At 61.6% G+C, this 21,115-nt stretch carries 18 protein-coding genes and 1 tRNA gene; 5 read left to right on the forward strand and 14 right to left on the reverse strand.

From position 1 onward, the window contains the following. Positions 1-46: 46 nt before the first annotated feature. From B2V90_RS22865 to B2V90_RS22880, 4 genes are read right to left on the reverse strand one after another with little or no spacing between them, the layout of a single operon-like run. Complete coding sequence (locus B2V90_RS22865) at positions 47-1,867, reverse strand: M2 family metallopeptidase (protein ID WP_228222799.1); 1,821 nt, start codon at positions 1,865-1,867, stop codon at positions 47-49. A gap of 52 nt (positions 1,868-1,919) precedes the next feature. Beyond that, positions 1,920-2,681, reverse strand: coding sequence for an alpha/beta fold hydrolase (locus B2V90_RS22870; RefSeq protein ID WP_228222826.1), 762 nt, complete (start codon positions 2,679-2,681; stop codon positions 1,920-1,922). 5 nt (positions 2,682-2,686) lie between these two features. Next, positions 2,687-3,364 carry a DUF2238 domain-containing protein gene (locus tag B2V90_RS22875; RefSeq protein WP_228222800.1) on the reverse strand — a complete coding sequence of 226 codons (678 nt, stop codon included), beginning with the start codon at positions 3,362-3,364 and terminating at the stop codon, positions 2,687-2,689. Between the two features lie 7 nt (positions 3,365-3,371). Beyond that, positions 3,372-4,397: an aspartate-semialdehyde dehydrogenase gene (locus B2V90_RS22880; RefSeq protein ID WP_009821613.1), complete on the reverse strand. Its 1,026-nt coding sequence runs from the start codon at positions 4,395-4,397 to the stop codon at positions 3,372-3,374. Positions 4,398-4,554: 157 nt separating this feature from the next. On the opposite strand from B2V90_RS22880, the gene B2V90_RS22885 reads away from it, so the two are divergent. Next, positions 4,555-5,265 carry a class I SAM-dependent methyltransferase gene (locus tag B2V90_RS22885; RefSeq protein WP_228222801.1) on the forward strand — a complete coding sequence of 237 codons (711 nt, stop codon included), beginning with the start codon at positions 4,555-4,557 and terminating at the stop codon, positions 5,263-5,265. Between the two features lie 9 nt (positions 5,266-5,274). Here the strand turns inward: B2V90_RS22885 and B2V90_RS22890 are convergent, their stop codons facing one another. The 3 genes from B2V90_RS22890 to B2V90_RS22900 all read right to left on the reverse strand — a co-directional run bounded on the left by B2V90_RS22890 (position 5,275) and on the right by B2V90_RS22900 (position 8,044). Next, positions 5,275-7,503: a S9 family peptidase gene (locus B2V90_RS22890; RefSeq protein WP_228222802.1), complete on the reverse strand. Its 2,229-nt coding sequence runs from the start codon at positions 7,501-7,503 to the stop codon at positions 5,275-5,277. Between the two features lie 116 nt (positions 7,504-7,619). Beyond that, positions 7,620-7,694: transfer RNA gene (locus tag B2V90_RS22895), tRNA-Val, on the reverse strand. Positions 7,695-7,855: 161 nt separating this feature from the next. Then, positions 7,856-8,044: a hypothetical protein gene (locus B2V90_RS22900; RefSeq protein WP_228222803.1), complete on the reverse strand. Its 189-nt coding sequence runs from the start codon at positions 8,042-8,044 to the stop codon at positions 7,856-7,858. A gap of 174 nt (positions 8,045-8,218) precedes the next feature. Between B2V90_RS22900 and hslV the strand changes: the two genes are divergently transcribed. Next, entirely contained in the window at positions 8,219-8,788 is a 570-nt protein-coding gene (hslV, locus tag B2V90_RS22905; RefSeq protein ID WP_293923207.1) for an ATP-dependent protease subunit HslV, read from the forward strand. A 24-nt stretch (positions 8,789-8,812) separates the two neighbouring features. Further along, positions 8,813-10,114 carry an ATP-dependent protease ATPase subunit HslU gene (hslU, locus tag B2V90_RS22910; protein ID WP_228222804.1) on the forward strand — a complete coding sequence of 434 codons (1,302 nt, stop codon included), beginning with the start codon at positions 8,813-8,815 and terminating at the stop codon, positions 10,112-10,114. A 60-nt stretch (positions 10,115-10,174) separates the two neighbouring features. Here the strand turns inward: hslU and proS are convergent, their stop codons facing one another. Then, positions 10,175-11,701 carry a proline--tRNA ligase gene (gene proS, locus B2V90_RS22915; RefSeq protein WP_228222805.1) on the reverse strand — a complete coding sequence of 509 codons (1,527 nt, stop codon included), beginning with the start codon at positions 11,699-11,701 and terminating at the stop codon, positions 10,175-10,177. Positions 11,702-11,785: 84 nt separating this feature from the next. Next, positions 11,786-12,373: a polyhydroxyalkanoate synthesis repressor PhaR gene (phaR, locus tag B2V90_RS22920; RefSeq protein ID WP_009821605.1), complete on the reverse strand. Its 588-nt coding sequence runs from the start codon at positions 12,371-12,373 to the stop codon at positions 11,786-11,788. Between phaR and B2V90_RS22925 the strand changes: the two genes are divergently transcribed. Next, positions 12,372-13,460, forward strand: a complete 1,089-nt coding sequence (locus B2V90_RS22925) for an alpha/beta hydrolase (protein WP_228222806.1) — start codon at positions 12,372-12,374, stop codon at positions 13,458-13,460. The genes phaR and B2V90_RS22925 overlap by 2 nt on opposite strands. A 49-nt stretch (positions 13,461-13,509) precedes the next feature. After that, positions 13,510-14,682: an acetyl-CoA C-acetyltransferase gene (locus tag B2V90_RS22930; protein ID WP_228222807.1), complete on the forward strand. Its 1,173-nt coding sequence runs from the start codon at positions 13,510-13,512 to the stop codon at positions 14,680-14,682. Positions 14,683-14,737: 55 nt separating this feature from the next. Here B2V90_RS22930 and B2V90_RS22935 read toward each other — a convergent pair whose 3' ends face one another. The 5 genes from B2V90_RS22935 to B2V90_RS22955 form a co-directional block, all read right to left on the reverse strand. Further along, complete coding sequence (locus B2V90_RS22935) at positions 14,738-14,884, reverse strand: DUF2256 domain-containing protein (protein WP_228222808.1); 147 nt, start codon at positions 14,882-14,884, stop codon at positions 14,738-14,740. Further along, on the reverse strand, positions 14,884-15,930 hold the full coding sequence (alr, locus tag B2V90_RS22940; protein WP_228222809.1) for an alanine racemase: 1,047 nt from the start codon (positions 15,928-15,930) through the stop codon (positions 14,884-14,886). The genes B2V90_RS22935 and alr overlap by 1 nt, the downstream gene beginning before the upstream one ends. Before the next feature lie 103 nt (positions 15,931-16,033). Continuing rightward, positions 16,034-18,034 (reverse strand): acetyl-CoA carboxylase biotin carboxylase subunit, encoded by a 2,001-nt coding sequence (locus B2V90_RS22945; RefSeq protein ID WP_228222810.1) that lies wholly within the window; start codon positions 18,032-18,034, stop codon positions 16,034-16,036. Positions 18,035-18,438: 404 nt separating this feature from the next. Next, positions 18,439-19,527 carry a biotin synthase BioB gene (bioB, locus tag B2V90_RS22950; protein WP_293923212.1) on the reverse strand — a complete coding sequence of 363 codons (1,089 nt, stop codon included), beginning with the start codon at positions 19,525-19,527 and terminating at the stop codon, positions 18,439-18,441. Then, the coding region (locus B2V90_RS22955) for a methylmalonyl-CoA mutase family protein (protein ID WP_293923214.1) at positions 19,527-21,115 on the reverse strand (1,589 nt) is incomplete at its 5' end. The genes bioB and B2V90_RS22955, both read right to left, overlap by 1 nt.

Genomic DNA, 21,115 nt, shown 5'->3' on the forward strand with positions numbered 1-21,115 from the left:
AGCCGGCCCACTCATGAACCGGCCATTTACCAACTTTTATTGAGCGTTACCAGCCACAAGACTTACCTTTATTCTGTTCGATCAACCACTTCTGCAATGGTGCGAAATAATTGACCAACGCCTTGCCGGACATTTCCCGCTTGCCCGTGAACGCCTGAAGCGCGTCGGGCCATGGCTTTGACGCCCCCATTTCCAGCATGGCATTCAGTTTTTCGCCAACCTGCTTGTTGCCGTAGAAGGAACAGCGGTGCAGCGGGCCTTTCCATCCGGCCTGCCGGCATGCGGCTTCGTAGAACTGGAATTGCAGCACGCGGGCCAGGAAATAACGGGTGTAAGGCGTATTGCCCGGAATGTGATATTTGCCGCCCGGATCGAACTTCGTCTCGTCGCGCGGAACCGGCGGCACAATGCCCTGATATTGCAGGCGCAGGTCGTTCCAGCCCTTTTCATACTGATCCTGCGGAATAGACCCATCGAAAACGCCCCAACGCCATTTGTCGATCAGCAGACCAAAGGGCAGGAAGGCGACCTTGTCCATCGCCTGGCGTAGCAGCAGCCCCAGATCCTTGTCCGACCCCGGAACCTTGGCGGGATCGAGCAGGCCGATCTTCACCAGATAATCGGGCGTGATCGACAGGGCGATGAAGTCGCCGATCGCTTCATGGAAACCGTCATTGGCGCCGTCGAGGTAGAGCGGTTTCTGAATCTGATAAGCGCGTTGATAATAATTATGCCCCAGTTCGTGATGGATGGTGACGAAATCGTCGCCATTCACCTTGGTGCACATCTTGATGCGGATGTCGTCCTTATTGTCGAGATCCCAGGCCGAGGCATGGCATACGACTTCACGGTCGCGCGGCTTTACGATCTGCGAGCGTTCCCAGAATGTCTGGGGCAGCGGATCGAAGCCGAGGGAACTGTAAAACCCCTCACCCGCCTTGACCATCTTCACCGGGTCATAGCCCTTCGTGGTCAGCAATTCGGTGACGTCGTAGCCCAGATCGCCGGCGCCCGCGGGCGCGACGATATCATAGATATTCCCCCATTCCTGCGCCCACATATTGCCCAGCAAATCGGCGCGGATCGGACCGGTCGCTGGCTGAACGGCATCACCATATTTTTCGTTGAGCTTGGTGCGGGTATAGCAATGAAGCTCGTCATAGAGCGGCTTGACCTCGGCCCAGATCTTGTCGGTCAGCTTAGCGAAGTCATCGGCTGGCATGTCATATTTGGAACGCCACATGGCGCCTGTATCGGCAAAACCCAGTTCCTTGGACCCTGCATTGGCGATGCCAACGAGTTTGACATAATCGTCGCGCATGGGTGCACCGACATTGTCATGCCAGCTGACCCACATTTCCTTGAGTTCCTGGGGATTGCGGTTGACCCCCATCTGCTCCTCTATGTCGCTGCCGTTGATCGGCTGGCCCTTGAGCGTCCCTTTACCCTTGCCATAAGCCGACTGAAGCTTTGTCGCGAGTTCGTTCAGTTCCTCGGCTGCGCCAGCCGTGGTGGGCGCCGGCAGCGTCAACGCGGTTTGCAGCAGGTTGAGCCGCCGTCTGGTTTCGGCTGACAGGCCCGGCGCCGTGGCATATTTGGCCGCTTCCAAAGCGAAATCGACGCGCTGTTTCGTATCGATTGCGCCGAAATAGGATGCGATCGCGTCGGTGTCGTCGGTGATATAGGTTGCGTTGATCCAGGCGGCCCGACCGCTGATGATCGACTGGTCGAACAGCGCCTTTTCCGCTTTCGTCAGAAAGGCTTCCGCTTCCGCCGCGGTCGGCGCAGCGGCAGGCGCGGCCTGCGCCAGCACCGGCGTGGCAACAAGAGCGGCCGCAAGCGCGGCCAGCGAAATCGCGATTTTCATGGATAGTCCCCTGAACGTTATGCCCGGAGACTGACTTGCTCCACCGACACAGTCAAGCGGTGAGGAAATCCACCATCGCCTGCCCCAGCTCCTTGCGCGTCACAGCGTTCATATGATTGCCGGGCACTTCGAAATAATGCCCGTCGCGCAATATGTCCGCCAATTCATGGGCGCTCCCGTTGCTATCGTCATCCGCTCCGCAGATGACAGCCGCCCGCTGCGGAAAATTGGCGATGACGTCGGCCGGCGTATCGACAAAGGTGTTGAGAATGTGCAGCAGCGCGACCGGATCGCCCTTGGTCGTTTTCAGGAAGGCTTCGGTCATCCACTCTGACGTGCCGCGCGTGAAGGTGCCGAGGTTGGTGAGCACATTGGTATAATATCCGCCATTGTCGAGCGTCTGGGTAAGGCCGCGCAGGCCCATGCCGCTCAGTATCACGCGGCGGGGCGTCGCGCCGCGCGCCAGCATCCGCACAGTCGTCCGCGCGCCCAGCGAATAGCCGCCAAGATCATAGTCGGTCAGGCCCAGTTGCTCGATCAAACCCAGATTGTCGTCCGTCAGCGCGTCTGCGGGATAGGCGGCGGCGTCATGCGGCTTGGCGCTTTCCCCGTGTCCGCGCAGGTCGGGCAGGATCAGGCGAAATCCCGCCTCTACAAGTTTCGCGGCATGGCCATAGCGGATCCAATTGGTCCAGGCGTTGGAGAAGTAACCGTGGATCAGCACCAGGTCCCGCCCTTGCCCCACCATATGCACGGCAATGGGCAGACCATCGAACCCTTTGACATCCCGGCGTTCGATCGGCAGGTCGGTCATCATCGCTATTCCTTATTCGGCAAATCCAATTTGCCGATATGGGGTCGGCGGCCCTGGCGCAACAGCAGGATGAGTGTCAGCGCCGCGCCGGCCTGAGCGATGCCCATGTCTTTTTGCGCATCCCAAGGATCGCCTTGCTGGCCGTTATAATAGTCTGCCGTGTTGCCCGCCACAAACACGGTAAGAAGCCATTCGAAGATTTCGTAGAGCGCGCTGCCAAGCCCGATCGCGGCAAAGGCGAAGGCAAGGCTCCAGCGGTGCGACATCCCACCATGGCGAAGCGCGACTTGCGCCAATGGCATCATCAGCAACGCGCCGAACGCGCAATGCACGAGGCGATCGAACCCATTGCGGCGCAGGCCCATAAAGCTGGAAATGTCATGACCGGTCAGCATCCGCGCCCAGTCATCATAGGGCACATAGCTGTAAATCCAGCGCGCAGCGAAAGTGTGCAGCAACAGGAAGAGCCAGACGCAGCCAACGGCCCGATCCGAAAGGGGCCAACGACGCACCAGTCCCGGGGCCATGAGCGCGAGGACCAGCGTCGGACCATGCTGGAGCGGAGCAAGATCGGGAAAGGGCTGCCTTACATTGGCGAGCGCGATGGCCGCCAGCAACAGCAGGATCATCCCGCGTTGCGGGCGCGGCACATCGCGCCACGCCCTGCCAACGCCGGAAACCATAGGGCATTCAGCCCTTTTTGAGGTGACGCCGACCCAGCAGTTCGGCGATCTGCACGGCGTTCAGCGCCGCGCCCTTGCGCAGATTATCGCTGACGCACCAGATGTTCAGGCCGTTTTCGACGGTCGAATCCTCCCGCACGCGGCTGATGAAGGTCGCATAGTCGCCAACGCATTCGACCGGGGTGACGTATCCGCCATCTTCCCGCTTGTCCACGAGCATGATGCCCGGCGCTTCGCGCAGGATATCCTGCGCTTCCTTGGCCGAAATCTCCTTCTCAAACTCGATATTGAGCGCTTCGCTGTGGCCAACGAACACCGGCACGCGCACGCATGTCGCCGTGACCTTGACCTTCGGGTCAAGGATCTTCTTGGTTTCCGCGACCATCTTCCATTCTTCCTTGGTCGACCCATCGTCCAGGAACACGTCGATATGCGGGATCACGTTGAAGGCGATCTGTTTGGTGAACTTCTTGGGCTCGGCGCTATCGCCCACAAAGATGTTGCGGCTCTGCTCGAACAGCTCGTCCATGCCCGCCTTTCCGGCGCCCGATACCGATTGGTAGGTGGCGACGACGACGCGCTTGATCGTCGCGGCGTCATGCAGAGGCTTCAAGGCCACGACCATCTGCGCGGTCGAGCAGTTGGGATTGGCGATGATGTTCTTCTTCGTATAGCCGTCGACCGCTTCCGGGTTCACCTCGGGCACGACCAGGGGCACGTCCGGGTCCATGCGATAGAGTGAGCTATTGTCGATCACGACGCAGCCCGCGGCCGCCGCCTTGGGCGCATATTCGGCCGTTGGACCAGAACCCGCGGCGAACAGGGCGATGTCCCATCCGGTGAAGTCGAAATGTTCGATATTCTTGCATTTGAGCATCTTGCCGGTTTCACCGAATTCGATTTCGGTGCCGTGCGACCTGGGGGATGCGACCGCCGCGATCTCGTCAATCGGGAACTCTCGCTCAGAGAGAATGGTCAGCATTTCGCGGCCCACATTTCCGGTGGCTCCGACGACGACGACCTTGTAACCCATGACTGAAAACTCCACTCCGATGCACATATTGCGGTGGGGGCGGCATAGCGATACTGGGGCGTTTGTCCAGAAAGAAGGGCTTTTCGATCCCATAGCGCGCTCCCGCCACGGCATAGTCGGCGGCCCCCTTTCCCCTTTGTCATCGGAATATCAGTTGATGTCGTCCCGTTCGTTGCCGCCTCTGCCCCAGCGCTGGTTCCACAGTTTCGAATTTCCCGATGGCGAGCGGGTCGAAGGCATAAAGCCGCTCGCATCCCTCCGCGAGGAGGCGGACCAGATTTTCAATCAACCGCTTGCAGGTCGGCGCATATTGGACATTGGCGCATGGGACGGATTTTTCTCCTTTGAAGCCGAAAGACGCGGCGCGGCCGAGGTACTGGCCACCGATCATTTCTGCTGGTCCGGCCAGGGCTGGGGCGACAAGCGGGGCTTCGACCACGCCCATGCGCGCTTCGGATCCAGGGTAAGGTCGCTCGACCTCGACGTGACTCAGCATCGGGTCGGGGAACTGGGCCATTTCGACACCGTGCTGCTGCTCGGTGTGCTCTATCACGTCACCGACCCCTATCGCATCCTCGAAGCCGCCGCCGCGATGAGCCGGGATCATCTGGTGCTGGAAACGGTCACGGCGCTGCGTCATGAACCAGTGCCGGCGATGCGTTTGTTCACCGAACTGGAGCTGGACAGGGACCCCACCAACTTCTGGGCGCCCAACATATTGGCGCTGCGCGAAATGTGCCGCCGTTTTGGCTATACGCGTTTCGCGGTCATGCCCGAAGCGCTCGATAACCGGGGGTGGCGCAAATGGGCCATGCCCTTCCGCCGCAAGGACCGCTATCGCCGGGCGGTGTTTCACGCCTGGCGATAGCGCAATCGCCTATTCGCGTTTCGGGCCGCCGGCATGGTCTGCCAGGAAATTCTCAATCGTGCGCCACAGATGCACGCTGATGCCCGGCCCGCCGACGCGATGCGTCTGCCCTGGATAGGCCATCATCTCGAACGGCACCGCCGCGCCCTGCATCTTCGCCATCAGCGCGGTGGCATTGTCGAACACGACATTGTCATCGGACATGCCGTGGATCAGCAATAGCGGATCGCTGATCTTGACCGACTCTTCGACCGCGCCGGCAGCCGGATAGGCGCTTGGCTTGTCCTGGGGTTTCCCCAGATAGCGCTCGGTATAGTGGGTGTCGTACAACTGCCACTTCGTCACCGGGGCGCCTGCCACAGCGGCTGCAAAGGTCCCTGGCGCCTTTTCCAGTAATTTGAGCGACATATAGCCGCCATAGGACCAGCCATAGGTGGCGATCCGGTCAGCATCGACGAAGGGCTGACTTTTCAGCCATTCGACGCCCTTCAACTGATCCTCCACCTCGACCGTGCCCATCGCGCGATAGAGATGATCCTCGAACGCCTTGCCGCGATCGGGAGTGCCGCGATTGTCGATGGCAAAGACGATCCAACCGCGATCGACGAGATACTGGTTGAGCGCGCCCGACCAGCTATTCGTCACCTGCCGGCCGGCACCGGGGCCGCCATAATGGATCATGAAGACCGGATAGCGTTTGCCCGGCTCCAGCGGCGGCGTCATCATCTTGGTATAAAGCGTCGTGCCATCCTTCGCTTTCACCGTTCCAAAGCGTGTCTTCGCGTGACTTGCGACATAGGGCGCGTAGGGGTGATCCCCAGTCAATGCGTTCTGCGACAACCATTGCAATTGCTTGCCGTCGCTATCGGCCAGATAGACCTGCTTGGGCTGGTCCGTGTTCTGACGCGACACCACGACCCGGCTTGCCGCATCGTCCATGACGGCGTCATTCCACCATCCTGCGCTGGTCAACATTCGCGCCGCGCCGGGCGTGGCGAGCGACGTGACGTAGAGTTGTTGTTCAAGCGGGGTTTCGCGATTTCCCGTGAAGTAGACAAGACCCTTGTCCTCATCCACGCCGACAACGTCGCGCACCTCCCAATCGCCATTGGTGAGCGCGGTCCATTTTTTTCCGGTAACGCGATACAGATGGCCATGGCCCGAACGTTCCGACCACCACAAAAAGCTGCCGTCACGTAAAGGATGGAAATTATTGGACAGGTTGATCCAGCTTTTAGCCTCTTCGGTCAGTACGATCCGCGCCTTGCCCGTCATCGGGTCCACCGCCAACAGGTCGAGCCGCTTCTGGTCCCGGCTTTCCCGCTGGACGAATAGCGTGCGGCCGTCCTTGGACCAATTCACCCGCGCGAGATAGATGTCCTTGTCCGGCCCGAGATCGACCTGAACCTGCCCCGAACCGTCAGGCTTCATGACGAACAGGTCCACAAGGGCGTTGGGCGTCCCGGCGGCGGGATAGCGTTGTTGATAGACCGTGGTGCCTTCGCCGCCGATCGCCGTGCGAGTGACGATCCCGACCGGGCTTTCATCCACGCGGGCGACCGCGATCATCTTATCGTCGGGGGACCACCAATAGCCGGTGCGGCGATCCATTTCTTCCTGCGCGACGAATTCGGCAACGCCCCAATTGACCGTGTCACTCGCGCCTTGGGTCACCTGCCGCTCTGCGCCTCCGATAGGCTGGACGAACAGATTGCCGTCACGGACGAACGAGACGAACCCGCCTTTGGGGCTGACCACGCCATTGAGTTCCCCGCCGGGCGTATCGGTCAGCCGCTTCACCTTGCCATCCAGCGCGGCGAGATACAGGTCGCCATCGACGGGAACCAGGATCGTTTTCCCGTCGGGCGACCAGTCATAACTGGTGATGCCGGTGCTTCCCGCAACAGAGCGGTCCCGCTCCCGCTGCATCTTTTCCGCTTCGCTTAAGGCCGCGCCGCTACCGGTCTTCTTGGAATCCACCAGCATTCGCTCCGACCCGGTACGGGTGTCGATGGCCCAAAGATCGAGCCGCTCCTTTTCGTCAGCGCGCGGCTTCAATAATGTGACCAGCGTGCCGTCGGGCGAAAGCTTGAGCGCGCGGGGCTGAGGGCCGGCAAGATCCGGACTGGCGAAAACGCGTTCCAAAGTCAGTTTGCGGCTGTCGGCCGCATGGGCTGGCGTGCTCTGGATGGCGATCAATGCGCCAAGGGCCGCGCCGAATTGCAGATAAGGGGGCATGAGGATCCTTTCCGATTGGCGCGCAAACGCACCGCTTCAAGGCGCTGGCTTAGCGCCTGGGACAAGAAAAGATCAATGCCGGGAAATATACTGTCCAGCCATCATCGCCGGGATGATGGTGGGCGCGACAGGGATTGAACCTGTGACCCCACCCGTGTGAAGGGTGTGCTCTACCGCTGAGCTACGCGCCCCCTGAAAGGAGGAGGCGGCCTTTGACACTGGCGACGGGCTCTGTCAACCGCTTCGCGCCGATCGGCAGCAAAATGGCTCTGGTGAATGCCAGTTGACCGCCCTGCCGCATCCGTGCCCCCTTTCGAGCGGCGCCGGAGACATTATCCCGCAAATGCCATATCTATTGCAGGTTGCGATTGATGGCGGCTAGGTGTCTGGTCAATTTGACGCCGTCGCAATTCGCTTCACCACAGTCGCACACATCGATCGTGTAGCGTATGCCACACATGACCAGCACATCCTCATCAAAGCTGTAGTTGGATATCCCCGCGCGCTCGACCTTTTCCATGGCCTTGGCCTTGAGAGTCATCCACGTCGCTCCTGTCGAAACCGATAGCTGATCATTTGTTGTGCGCTGCACAATGTCAATTGACCCAGTTTGGTTCCGGCACAGCTTTGAAATATATCTGTCGTATTAATGACACAGCCTACGGCGCAACGCCGTCTCTTGCGCGGTTCTTCCTCGCGTCCCATATCGCGCGGCATGAACGATCAACCTCGCGCATCTTCCATGCCGGTCTGGCACGGCACCACCATCATGTCCGTCCGAAAAAATGGCAAAGTCGTCGTGGCCGGCGACGGTCAGGTGTCCATGGGCCAGACCGTGATGAAACCCAACGCCCGCAAGGTCCGCCGCCTGCATGATGGCAGCGTGATTGGCGGCTTTGCCGGTGCTACCGCCGATGCTTTCACCTTGTTCGAACGGCTGGAGGCGAAGCTGGAGCGCCACAACGGCCAGCTCATGCGCGCCGCCGTTGAACTGGCCAAGGATTGGCGCACCGACAAATATCTGCGCAACCTGGAGGCGATGATGATCGTCGCCGACAAGGATGTGACGCTGATCCTGACAGGGAATGGCGACGTCCTCGAACCATTGAATGGCGTCGCAGCGATCGGGTCGGGGGGTAATTTCGCGCTCGCGGCGGCCCGGGCGCTGATGGATTATGAACACGACGCTGAAGCACTGGCGCGCAAGGCCATGGCCGTCGCCGCCGACATCTGCGTCTACACCAATGACCAATTGACGATCGAAACGCTCGACAGCGTCGCCTGACCTCCAGTTTCCCAAGAAGAGATTATGAACGACAATCTTACGCCCAAAGCCATCGTCGCTGCGTTGGACGCGCACATCATCGGACAGCAGGATGCCAAGCGCGCCGTCGCCGTTGCGCTGCGCAACCGCTGGCGCCGCCAGCATCTGTCCGCCGATCTGCGCGACGAGGTGACGCCCAAAAACATCCTGATGATCGGCCCGACGGGATGCGGCAAGACCGAAATTAGCCGCCGTCTGGCAAAACTCGCCGACGCGCCGTTCGTTAAGGTGGAGGCGACCAAGTTTACCGAAGTCGGCTATGTCGGCCGGGACGTCGAGCAAATTGTCCGCGATCTGGTCGAGGAAGCGGTGCGTCTGGAAAAGGATCGCCGCCGTGAGGCCGTGCGCGAAGCGGCGTCCGAAGCCGCGATGGCGCGGCTGCTCGATGCGTTGACCGGCAAGGAAGCAAGTGAGGCTACGCGCCTGTCGTTCCGCCAGAAGATAGAGAATGACCAGATGAACGAGGTCGAGGTGGAGGTGGACGTCGCCGACAGCCCGTCCATGCCGATGGAGATACCCGGTATGGGCGGTCAGGTCGGCATGATCAACCTGTCCGACATGATGTCCAAGGCGTTCGGGCAGACCCAGAAGAAGCGGCGCAAAATGCGTGTTGCCGATGCCTGGGACAAGCTGGTCGAGGAAGAGCAGGACAAAAGGCTGGATCAGGACGACGTCGCCCGCGTCGCCATCAGCAGCGCTGAACAGAATGGCATCGTGTTCCTGGACGAAATCGACAAGATCGCGGTCAGCGATGTGCGGGGCGGGTCGGTCAGCCGCGAAGGTGTGCAGCGCGATCTGCTGCCGCTCATCGAAGGGACGACCGTGGCCACCAAATATGGCCCGCTCAAGACCGATCACATCCTGTTCATCGCGTCGGGCGCGTTCCATGTCGCCAAGCCCAGCGATCTCCTCCCTGAATTGCAGGGCCGGCTACCGATCCGCGTCGAATTGAAGGCGCTGACCGAAGGGGATTTCGTCGCCATCCTGTCCGACACCAAGGCAAGCCTGGTCGCGCAATATCGCGCGCTGCTGGCAACCGAGGAGGTGACGATCGACCTGACGCCCGAGGGCATTCGCGCCGTCGCGAAGATTGCCGCAGAAGTGAATAGCGAGATCGAGAATATCGGTGCCCGCCGCCTTCAGACGGTGATGGAAAAGCTGCTGGAAGATGTCAGCTTCGATGCGGAGGATCGGCGCGGCGAAACGCTGGTGATCGACGCCGCCTATGTCGAAAAGCAACTGAGCGCGGTGGCGCGCGACACCGACCTTAGCAAATATGTGCTGTAACTAATATCATGCTGGCGAAGTCGAGACGCATGTTTCGACTTTGCCAGTGATCGCTAAACTTTAGTAGGAGCGGCCTACAAGCACGCGCTCGACCGCAGCGCCGCGGGTGAAGATGCACACGCCGTCGGCCGCCGCCGCATCGTTCGGGACATTGCGTAGCGTCAGCTTTTCGCCCTTAAGCCACTGAACGACCTTTTCCAGTTCAGCGCCGGTAGGCTTGGCCCACTGCACCAGCGCCCATCCCGGCTTCTTGCTGGCCGTGAAATAGGCTTTCAACGCATCGATGTCTGCGATCGTCTCATCGATGGCCCCGTCCAGTCGCGCCTTGGCATCCGCAAAGAGAGCGGCCTGAACCTCTTCCAGCATCGACGCCGCGCTCCCGATTAGATCATCCTTGGCGACGATCCGGCTGTCCAGCTTGCCATCCTCGCGGTACAGGCGGTCGCGGCGGATGACGGATACATTACCGCCCGCCACGTCGCGGCTACCGACCTCGATCACGATCGGCGCCCCCTTCTTGACCCAGCCCCAGCGCTTGGTCGCGGCCTTCGCGGGCCGTTTGTCGAGCAGCGCGCGCACCGGTTCGCGGAATGCGTCCAGCTGGTTCAGACGATGAACCAAATCCGTGCAATATTCGACAATCGCCGCGTCCTCCTCCGTGTCGCGCAGCATCGGCACGATCACGATCTGATAGGGCGCGACGCGCGGCGGCACACGCAGGCCGTCATCATCGCCATGCGTCATGATAAGGCCCCCGATCATACGGGTGGAAACGCCCCAGCTGGTCGTCTGCGCCAGTTCCTGCTGCCCTTCGGCATTCTGGAACTTGATGTTCTGCGCCTGGCTGAAGGTCGTGCCCAGAAAATGTGAGGTGCCTGCCTGCAGCGCCTTGCCATCCTGCATCATCGCTTCGATCGAATAGGTGGCGACTGCGCCGGGAAAACGCTCATTCTCCGGCTTTTCGCCTGCGATCACCGGCATCGCCACGCACTCTTCGGCAAAGGCGCGATAGACTTCCAGCATCTTGAGTGTTTCGTCCATGGCTTCATCGACCGTCGCGTGCGCGGTATGCCCTTCCTGCCATAGAAACTCGGCAGTGCGCAGGAACATGCGCGTGCGCATTTCCCAGCGCACGACATTGGCCCACTGGTTGATCAGCACGGGCAGATCGCGCCAGCTCTGCACCCAGCGGCTGAACGCCGCGCCGATGACCGTCTCCGATGTGGGACGCACGACCAGCGGCTCTTCCAGCTTTGCTTCGGGGTCCGGCACCAGCTTGCCGTCCTGCTGAATCAGCCGGTGATGGGTGACGACCGCCATTTCCTTGGCAAAGCCGTCGACATGCTCGGCCTCCTTTTCGAAATAGGACAGCGGGATGAACAGCGGGAAATAGCAATTTTCGTGGCCGGTCGCCTTGATCTGCTCATCGAGCAGCTTCTGCATCCGCTCCCAGATGCCATAGCCCCAGGGGCGGATCACCATGCAGCCGCGCACACCGCTTTCCTCCGCCATGTCGGCTTCGGCGATGACGGCCTGGTACCAGGCGGCGAAATCCTGTTCGCGGGAAACGGAAAGAGCGTGCTTCACGATGGCTGGCCTTGGCTGGTCGATTGAGAGAATGGCGCGCCATAGGCCAGACGCGCCATCCCTGTCGACCCTTTGCCGACGCGGTCAGCTCAGCTTGTCGATCTTGGCATTGAGCGCGGAGAGCTGCGCCTTGAGTTCAGCGATCTCGTCGTCCTTCGCGCCTTCCGATACGCTGCCCGGCGTCGGCTGCGCACCCGGCATCGTCCCGGGCATTCCCGGTACGCCATTGCCAAAAGCGCTGGCGGCTGCTTCGAACATCTGCATGTTGCGTTTGGCGATCTCGGCCAGCGGTCCGCCGCCGAACGCGCCCTTCATCGCTTCCTGGAATTGCTGCTGGTTCTTGCGGAACGCATCCATTGACGCTTCCAGATATTGCGGAACCATCGACTGCATCGAATCGCCATACATGGCGATCAACTGGCGAAGGAAGTTGACCGGCAGCATGTTCTTGCCGCGCTGTTCCTCTTCCATGATGATCTGTGTCAGCACATTATGCGTGATATCCTCGCCGGTCTTGGCGTCGACCACGACAAATTCCCGCCCTTCCCGCGTCATCTGCGACAACAGGTCCAAGGTGATGTAACTGGATGTTTCGGTGTTATAGAGCCGCCTGTTGGCGTACTTCTTGATGACGACCGGTTCCGAACTATTGGCGGCCTTTGATTTGGACATGGATACCTCTCCCACACCTGCGAATGCCGCAATAGCACAGGGCGTTGCCGCACCGCAACATGGCCCCCGGCCTTTGCCCCTTTTTCTCAATATTTTATGGCGCGAGACAGAGGGTGATCCAGACCTTCGCAAGCGCGCGCTTGCGGGACTGCGCAAATATCAGAACGCCGATCGGCCGCCAGTGCGTGATGCGGGGCGGCCTGTTGCCCACGCCGGATCGGCACGCTTGCTGCAATATGGCGCACAAAGCGATCGTTTTCCGGTGGTCTTCATTCCTTCGCTGATCAACCCTCCGCATGTGCTCGATCTATCGGAACGCCGATCCTTGCTGCGCCACATGGTCGCAGCAGGGCACGACGCGTATCTGGTCGATTGGGGGGCGCCCGACGGCGCGGATGCCTCGCTTGGCCTCGACGGGCATGTGACGGAACGCCTGCTCCCGCTGCTCGCCGCCCTGCCGCGCCCGCCAATTCTTGTCGGCTACTGCCTGGGTGGCAGCTTGGCATTGGGAGCGGCGGCGCTCGTCCCCACAGCGGCAGTCGCGACCATTGCGGCCCCTTGGCGCTTCAGTCATTTCCCCGCGGCCGATCTGGAATTGATCGCCTCTCTATGGAGTGGCGCGAAAGCGATGTGCCAGCGGATCGGTTATGTGCCGATGGAGGTCTTGCAGTCAGGCTTCTGGGCGATGGACCCCGCGCGCACCATCCGCAAGTTCGCCGCCTTCGCCGACGCCGAATCGGGTTCGGATGCTGAGCAGGCGTTTCTGGCGGTCGAGGATTGGGCGAATGAAGGGCCACCGCTGACCTATGCTGCGGGACGCGACCTGTTCGAATCCTTCTATGCTGGCGATGCGCCGGGACGCGGGCAATGGCGCGTAGGACATATGACGGTCGATCCCCAAGCCCTTAGCTGTCCCACTTTGTCGATCCGATCCACCACCGACCGCATCGTGCCGGCGGCCGCCAGCCCGCACCTGCGGGAGGCGCGCAGCCTGTCGCTCGGCCATGTGGGGATGGTAGTCGGCAGCCGCGCCCCCGAACTGCTGTGGCAACCTTTGTCCCACTGGCTTTCCAGCCATGGCGGCTGATGCTATTGCGCCTGCGAAAACCCATCCACCATCAAAGAGGATAGAGGCCTTGTCAGACATCGTCATCACCGCCGCGAAGCGCACGCCTGTCGGCAGCTTTCTTGGCGCATTCAGCAGCACGCCGGCGCATGTCCTGGGCCAGACCGCGATTCAGGCCGCGCTGGAACAGGCGGGGGTTTCGGCCGAGGAGGTGGATGAAGTCATTCTGGGCCATGTCCTGACCGCGGGGCTGGGCCAAAATCCCGCCCGTCAGGCAGCGGTCGCTGCCGGCATCCCGGTAGATCGTACCGCCTTCGCGATCAATCAGGTCTGCGGGTCAGGCCTGCGTGCCGTCGCGCTCGCAGCGCAGGCGATCGCGCTGGGCGACGCGCGCATCATGGTTGCGGGCGGTCAGGAAAATATGTCGCTCGCCCCGCACGCCCAGTTCCTGCGCGCCGGGCAGAAAATGGGCAATGTCAGCCTGATCGACACCATGATCGTCGATGGCCTGACCGATGCGTTCAACGGCTATCATATGGGCATTACGGCCGAGAATCTGGCCGAGAAATATCAGATCAGCCGCGAAGCGCAGGACGCATTCGCCGTGGCCAGTCAGAACAAGGCGTCGGCCGCGCGGTCCTCCGGTCGCTTCAAGGATGAAATCACGCCCGTGACGGTCAAGGGGCGCAAGGGCGACACGATCGTCGATACCGATGAATATATCCGCGATGGCGCGACGATCGAGGCGATGAGTGGCCTCAAACCCGCCTTCAAGAAGGACGGCTCGGTCACGGCAGGCAATGCCAGCGGCCTGAACGACGGCGCCGCCGCGCTGGTGCTGATGACGGCCGATGAGGCCGCCAAGCGCGGCGCGACGATCCTGGGCCGTATCGCAGGCTTTGCGACCTGCGGCGTCGATCCGTCGATCATGGGCATTGGCCCGGCTCCGGCCAGCCGCAAGGCGTTGTCCAAGGCGGGCTGGTCAGTCGCCGACCTCGACCTCATCGAAGCCAATGAGGCGTTCGCGGCACAGGCCCTGTCCGTCAGCCAGGAACTGGGCTTTGATCCGGACAAGGTCAATGTGAATGGCGGTGCAATCGCGATCGGCCATCCAATCGGCGCATCGGGCGCGCGGGTGCTGACGACCTTGCTCTATGAAATGGGCAAGCGCGACGCGAAAAAGGGCTTGGCCACGCTTTGCATCGGCGGCGGCATGGGCGTTGCCATGTGCATCGAACGCTGATCTGAAGTCGCATGATCGCAAAAGGCCGCCGGGCGAAACCTGGCGGCCTTTTTTTTCAAGATATTTTGGACCGCCGGCACCGCTCCGAACAATAGATGACGCTCTCCCAGTCCCGCGCCCATTTCTTGCGCCAGGCAAAGGGGGGTTGGCAGACCGGGCACGTCTTCGTCGGCAGATGCGCTTTGGCGACGCCCCGCGGCATCAAGCCCACAGCCGGTCATAACGCGCGCCAAGCCCTGTCAGAAGCTCATATTGCGACAGGCCCGACGCGGCGGAAGCGTGCGGCAGATCATAATCGATATCGACCCAGTCTCCTTCGGATAGGCCGGGCACGGCGCTGACATCGATCGCCGCCAGGTCCATCGACACCCGTCCCAGCACTGGCAGGCGAATGCCCGCCACGCTCGCCGCACCCGTGCCGGAAAAACCGCGCAGATACCCATCGGCATAGCCAAGGTTCAAAATGGCCACCTCATGATCCTGTTCTGCGGTGAAGGTCGCATTATAGCCGATGCTGTCTCCCGCGATCAGCCGACGCCGTTGCAATATCTGCGCCTGCGGCTGCACGACTTGGCGGATATGCCCGGCTGCCTTGGCATGAGGCACGCCGCCGTAAAGCGCGATTCCCGGCCGTGTCAGGTCGAACCGATAATCGGCGTTCAGGCAGATGCCTGCGCTGTTGGCCAGGCTATATCGTTCTGCCGGGACGCCAAGGGCAATCTGTGCGAAGCGATCCCGTTGCACCGCGTTGAGCGCCACCTCTTCGTCGGCCGAAGCGAGATGGCTCATGACCGTCTCGATGGTCAGCCCGTCCAGCATTCCAGCCGCATCCCCGCGCCAGTCCAGTCCGAGTCGGTTCATGCCGGTATCGATCATGACGTCGCAGGACTTTTGTCCCGCATCGCGCCACCGTGCGATTTGCGCGGGAGCGCACAGAACGGGCTTCGCGCGCGACGTCGTGGCGATTGCCATATCCTCGTCGCGCACGCCATGCAGCACGGACAGGCGCACGCCATCCGCCATCAATGGCTCAAGCGCCAGGGCCTCCCCCCAATTGGACACGAAAAAGTCGCGACAGCCCGCGTGCGTAAGGCGGCGCATGACCTCCTCCGCACCCAGCCCATAGCCATTGGCCTTGATGGCCGCGCCGCACGCCGCCGGGCCACTCATCCGCGCCAGCCAGCGCCAGTTGGACACCAGCGCGTCGCCATCCAGGCGCAGCCGAAGCGGAGCGATATAGCCATGCATCGCGACGCGGATAGCGGGCTGCGCCTTCGCCGTCGAGGGGGCAGGCCGGGCAATCCATGTCCGCCCAAACGACTCCTGCGTCGAGCCGTTTGCGACGCCTGGCCTATTCCAGTTCCAGGATCACCGCGTCCACCGGCAGGCTTTCGCCTTGCGCGGCCGACACGCTCTTGACCGTACCCGCCTTGCCTGCGCGCAGGATATTTTCCATCTTCATCGCTTCAATGACGGCAAGCGGCTGGCCGACCTCGACCTTGTCGCCTTCCTTGACGTTGAGCGCGACCAGCAGTCCGGGCATCGGGCAAATCAGAAATTTTGAAAGATCCGGCGCAACCTTTTCCAGCATATGCGCAGCATAGGGCGCAGCATGCGCAGGCAGGATGCGCAGGCGATGGCTTGCGCCATGCGCCGTCAGGACGAAACCGGACCGGGCCGATGCGATGCGGACCGCCAGCATCTTGTCGCCGAACTCCGCCTCGATCAGCCGATCGCCCGGCGTATATTCCAGCGCCATGTCGATGCTTTCGGCATCGACGGTGACATGGTCTCCATCGATCACGACATCGTGGACCGCATCGCCGATTTTCACCTGCCAGCCCGTGGGTGGGGACAACCGCTTGCCGAGTTGCCCTTCAATCCGGCGGGCGCGATCAGCCTGCGCCATCGCGGCGAAAGCGCCGATGGCCGACAATTGGCGCAGCAGTTCCGGAGACGCCGGTGCGCCCTTGAAGCCTTCGGGATATTCCTCGGCAATGAAGCCGGTGGTGATGTTGCCGGAACGGAAGCGCTCATGCTGCATCAGCGCGGACACGAAATCGATATTATGCCCCGGCCCATCAATCTCGAAGCGGTCGAGCGCCTCGATCTGCTTGTCGATGGCTTCGAGGCGCGTGGGCGCCCATGTCACCAGCTTGGCGATCATGGGATCGTAGAACATCGAGACTTCACCGCCTTCCGCAACGCCATCGTCGACGCGCACCTTCGCGCCGGTCTCGTCCGTGCCCTGCTCCGGCGGATTGTAACGGATCAGGCGGCCGGTCGATGGAAGGAAGCCGCGATAGGGATCTTCGGCATAGACGCGGTTCTCGATCGCCCAGCCGTTGATCTTCACATCAGCTTGGCCGAAGGCGAGCTTTTCGCCATTGGCGACCCGGATCATCTGTTCGACAAGGTCGACGCCGGTGATTTCTTCGGTGACAGGGTGTTCGACCTGAAGCCGGGTGTTCATTTCCAGGAAGTAGAAGCCGTCGCCGGTCTTGTCCTCGCCCGACACGATCAGTTCGACCGTGCCCGCGCTGAAATAGCCGACGGCGCGGGCGAGCGCGACGCATTGCTCGCCCATCTTCTTGCGCATTTCGGGCGACACGAAGGGCGATGGCGCTTCCTCGACCACCTTCTGATGGCGGCGCTGGATCGAGCATTCGCGTTCGTTGAGATAGACGATATTGCCATGCTGGTCGCCCAGCACCTGGATTTCGATGTGGCGCGGGCTTTCGATGAACTTCTCAATGAAGACGCGATCGTCACCGAAGGACGCCAGCCCTTCGCGCTTGGTCGCCTCGAATCCTTCGCGCACATCCTGCTCGCTATAGGCGAGCCGCATGCCCTTGCCCCCGCCGCCGGCCGAGGCCTTCATCATCACCGGATAGCCGATCTCGTTGGAGATTTTTACGGCATGGTCTGTGTCCTCAATGACGCCGACAAAGCCGGGGACAACGTTGACGCCCGCTTCCTTGGCCAGCTTCTTGGACTCGATCTTGTCGCCCATGGCCGCGATGGCATTGGCGGGAGGGCCAACGAAGATGATACCCTCCGCATCCAGCGCCTTGCGGAAGCTCTCGCGCTCAGAAAGAAAGCCATAGCCGGGATGGACGGCGTCGGCGCCGGTCGCCTTGCACGCTTCGATGATCTTGTCGGCCAGCAGATAGGATTGGGCGGCGGGCGACGGGCCGATATGCACGGCTTCGTCGGCCATCAGCACATGCGGCGCGCGCGCATCGGCATCGGAATAGACCGCGACGGTCGCAATGCCCATCTTCTTAGCCGTGCGCATGACACGGCACGCAATTTCGCCACGGTTCGCGATCAGGATCTTGGTGATTGCCATTCTATTTCCTATCCCAGTCCTATACTATCAGCCGTTCGGGCCGAGATTGTCGAAGCCCCGTTCTTCACTTCGGAAAGAAGTGCAGCCCTTCGACAAGCTCAGGGCAAACGGATGTTGTGTGTCAGCGAGAAAATTTTCGCCGAAGAATGAAGTAAATGCCGATCAGCCATAGGAGCAGAACAGGCACAGCAATATACCAACCGAGCCAAGCTGATCCGCTGCTCAGGATAAGCGCAGCGAAAGTCAGCCAAGAAAGAGCGATGACTTTACCGCCGGTCATACGCCCACCTGACCCACACCCGTCATGCCGGACTTGATCCGGCATCCCGCTTTCTTCCCGCGCGGCGGCGAAGAAGAAGCCGGACCCCGGATTAAATCCGGGGTGACGAGGGTGGGCGCGAATTTCACTCCGCCGCCTCCAACTCAACCTTCACCTCGGCCTGCATCGGCACGACGCCCAACTTCGCGAACAGCGCCGCATCCGCATTGTCGCCCGCATTCGCCGTCGTCAGCAGCTTGTCCCCGGTGAAGATACTGTTCGCTCCTGCCATGAAGCAGAGCGCCTGACAGGCCTCGCTCATGCTCTCGCGCCCGGCGGAGAGCCGCACCATGCTCTGCGGCATCACGATCCGCGCGGCTGCCACGGTGCGCACGAACTCGATCTCGTCGATCTTCGCGAGCGGCGTGTCGGCCAGCATATTGCCCAGCACCGTGCCCTTGACCGGAACCAGCGCGTTGATCGGCACGCTTTCGGGATGGCGGGGCAAAACGGCCAGCGCGTGCAGGAAGCCGACGCGATCCTCGCGCGTCTCGCCCATGCCCACGATGCCGCCGCTACACACATTGATGCCCGAATTGCGGACATTTTCGAGCGTCACCAGCCGATCGTCGAAGGTCCGCGTGGTGATGACCTTCTCATAATGTTCGGGCGAAGTGTCGATATTGTGGTTGTAATAATCGAGGCCCGCGTCGGCCAGCATGTCCGCCTGGCTTTCGCTCAGCATCCCCAACGTCATGCAGGTTTCCATGCCCATCTGGCGCACGCCCTTCACCATCTCGACGATGGCTGGCATGTCGCGATCCTTGGGGTTGCGCCAAGCCGCGCCCATGCAAAAGCGCGAGCTGCCCGCATCCTTCGCCTGCGCCGCCGCCTGCATCACCGCCTGCACGCTCATCAGCTTTTCGGCCTTGAGGCCGCTTTCGGCATGGGCGGACTGGTTGCAATAGCCGCAATCCTCCGGGCAGCCGCCGGTCTTGATCGACAGCAAAGTGGACAACTGCACCTGATTGCGCGGGAAGTTGGCGCGATGGATCGACTGCGCATCGAACATCAGGTCGTTGAAAGGCAGGTCGAACAGCGCAGCGATTTCGGCGCGGGTCCAGTCGGTGCGTGGAGTTCCCCCTTCCCGTTCGGTTCGAGCTTGTCCAGAACCCTGTGCATCCGTTCTCGACAAGCTCGAACCGAACGGAGATGGGGTTTCAGGGCTATTCATCACGCGGCTTCCTCCAGCGGGGGCATGTTGTGGCCAAGGAGGCGCAGCACATCGGCGGCGCACTCCACGACATTGGAGCCAGGGCCATAAATGCCCTGGACGCCCGCGTCACGGAGGAAGTCATAATCCTGCGGCGGGATGACGCCGCCCGCAATCACCTTGATATCGCTGCGGCCCTGCTCGCGCAGCTTGGCGATCAGTTCGGGAATCAAGGTCTTGTGCCCGGCGGCCAGGCTGGAGGCACCAACCACATCGACGCCGCTATCCAGCGCCAGCACTACCGTTTCCTCCGGCGTCTGGAACAGTGGTCCGGACACCACGTCAAAGCCCATATCGCCAAAAGCCGATGCAATGATGTTGGCGCCCCGGTCGTGTCCATCCTGGCCCATCTTCGCAACGAGAAGCTTGGGCCTTCGACCGAGGCGCCGTTCGACGGCCTGCACGCCGTCGAGAACCTGTTGCCAGCGGCTGTCATCCTTGTACGGCGCGCCATAGACGCCTTTCACAGGCGTCGGCTGCGTGCCGTAGCGCTGGAAGCTGTCCTCCATGGCGGAGGATATTTCGCCCAGCGTCGCGCGGGCGCGGGCGGCCTCGACCGCATGAGCGAGTAGGTTATTCTCGATGCTCTGCGGGCCGGCCGCCGCCGCGCGCAGGGCGTCGAGCGCCGCCTCACAGGCCGCTTCGTCACGGTCTGCCTTGACGCGATTGATGCGGGCGATCTGCGCTTCGCGCACCTTGCTATTGTCGACTTCCAGCGTCTCCAGCAGGTCTTCGTTGGCACGGCGATATTTGTTGACGCCGACGATCACATCCTCACCGCGATCGACGCGGGCCTGCCGCGCAGCCGCTGCCGTCTCGATCATCGCCTTGGGCCAGCCGGCGGCGACCGCCTTGGCCATGCCGCCCTCGTTTTCGACCCGATCAATGATCTCCTGCGCGGCGTCCACCAGCTGCTGGGTCAGCGCCTCGACATAATAGCTGCCGCCCAGCGGATCGACGACATTGCACATGCCGGTTTCTTCCTGAATCACCAACTGGGTATTGCGGGCGATACGGGCGGAAAAGTCGGTTGGCAGGGCGATCGCCTCATCCAGCGCATTGGTGTGCAGGGACTGGGTGCCGCCCAGCATCGCGGCCATCGCCTCGATGGTGGTCCGCATGACGTTGTTATAGGGATCCTGCTCGGTCAGGGACACGCCCGACGTCTGGCAGTGGGTGCGCAGCATCTTGGACCTCTCCTGCTGCGCGCCAAGCTGCGTCATCGCCCGATGCCATAGGACTCGCGCCGCGCGCAGCTTGGCGATTTCCATGAAGAAATTCATGCCGATGGCGAAGAAGAAGGACAGCCGCCCGGCAAACTTGTCGATGTCTAGGCCCGACGCCACGCCATATTTCACATATTCGATGCCGTCGGCGATGGTGAAGGCCAGCTCCTGCACCTGCGTCGCGCCGGCTTCCTGCATATGATAGCCGGAAATGGAGATGCTGTTGAACTTGGGCATCTCGCGCGACGTATAGCCGAAAATGTCGCTGATGATCCGCATCGACGGTTCGGGTGGGTAGATATAGGTGTTGCGGACCATGAACT

This window comes from Sphingobium sp. UBA5915, from assembly GCF_002431195.1.
Taxonomy (GTDB): Bacteria; Pseudomonadota; Alphaproteobacteria; order Sphingomonadales; family Sphingomonadaceae; genus Sphingobium; species Sphingobium soli.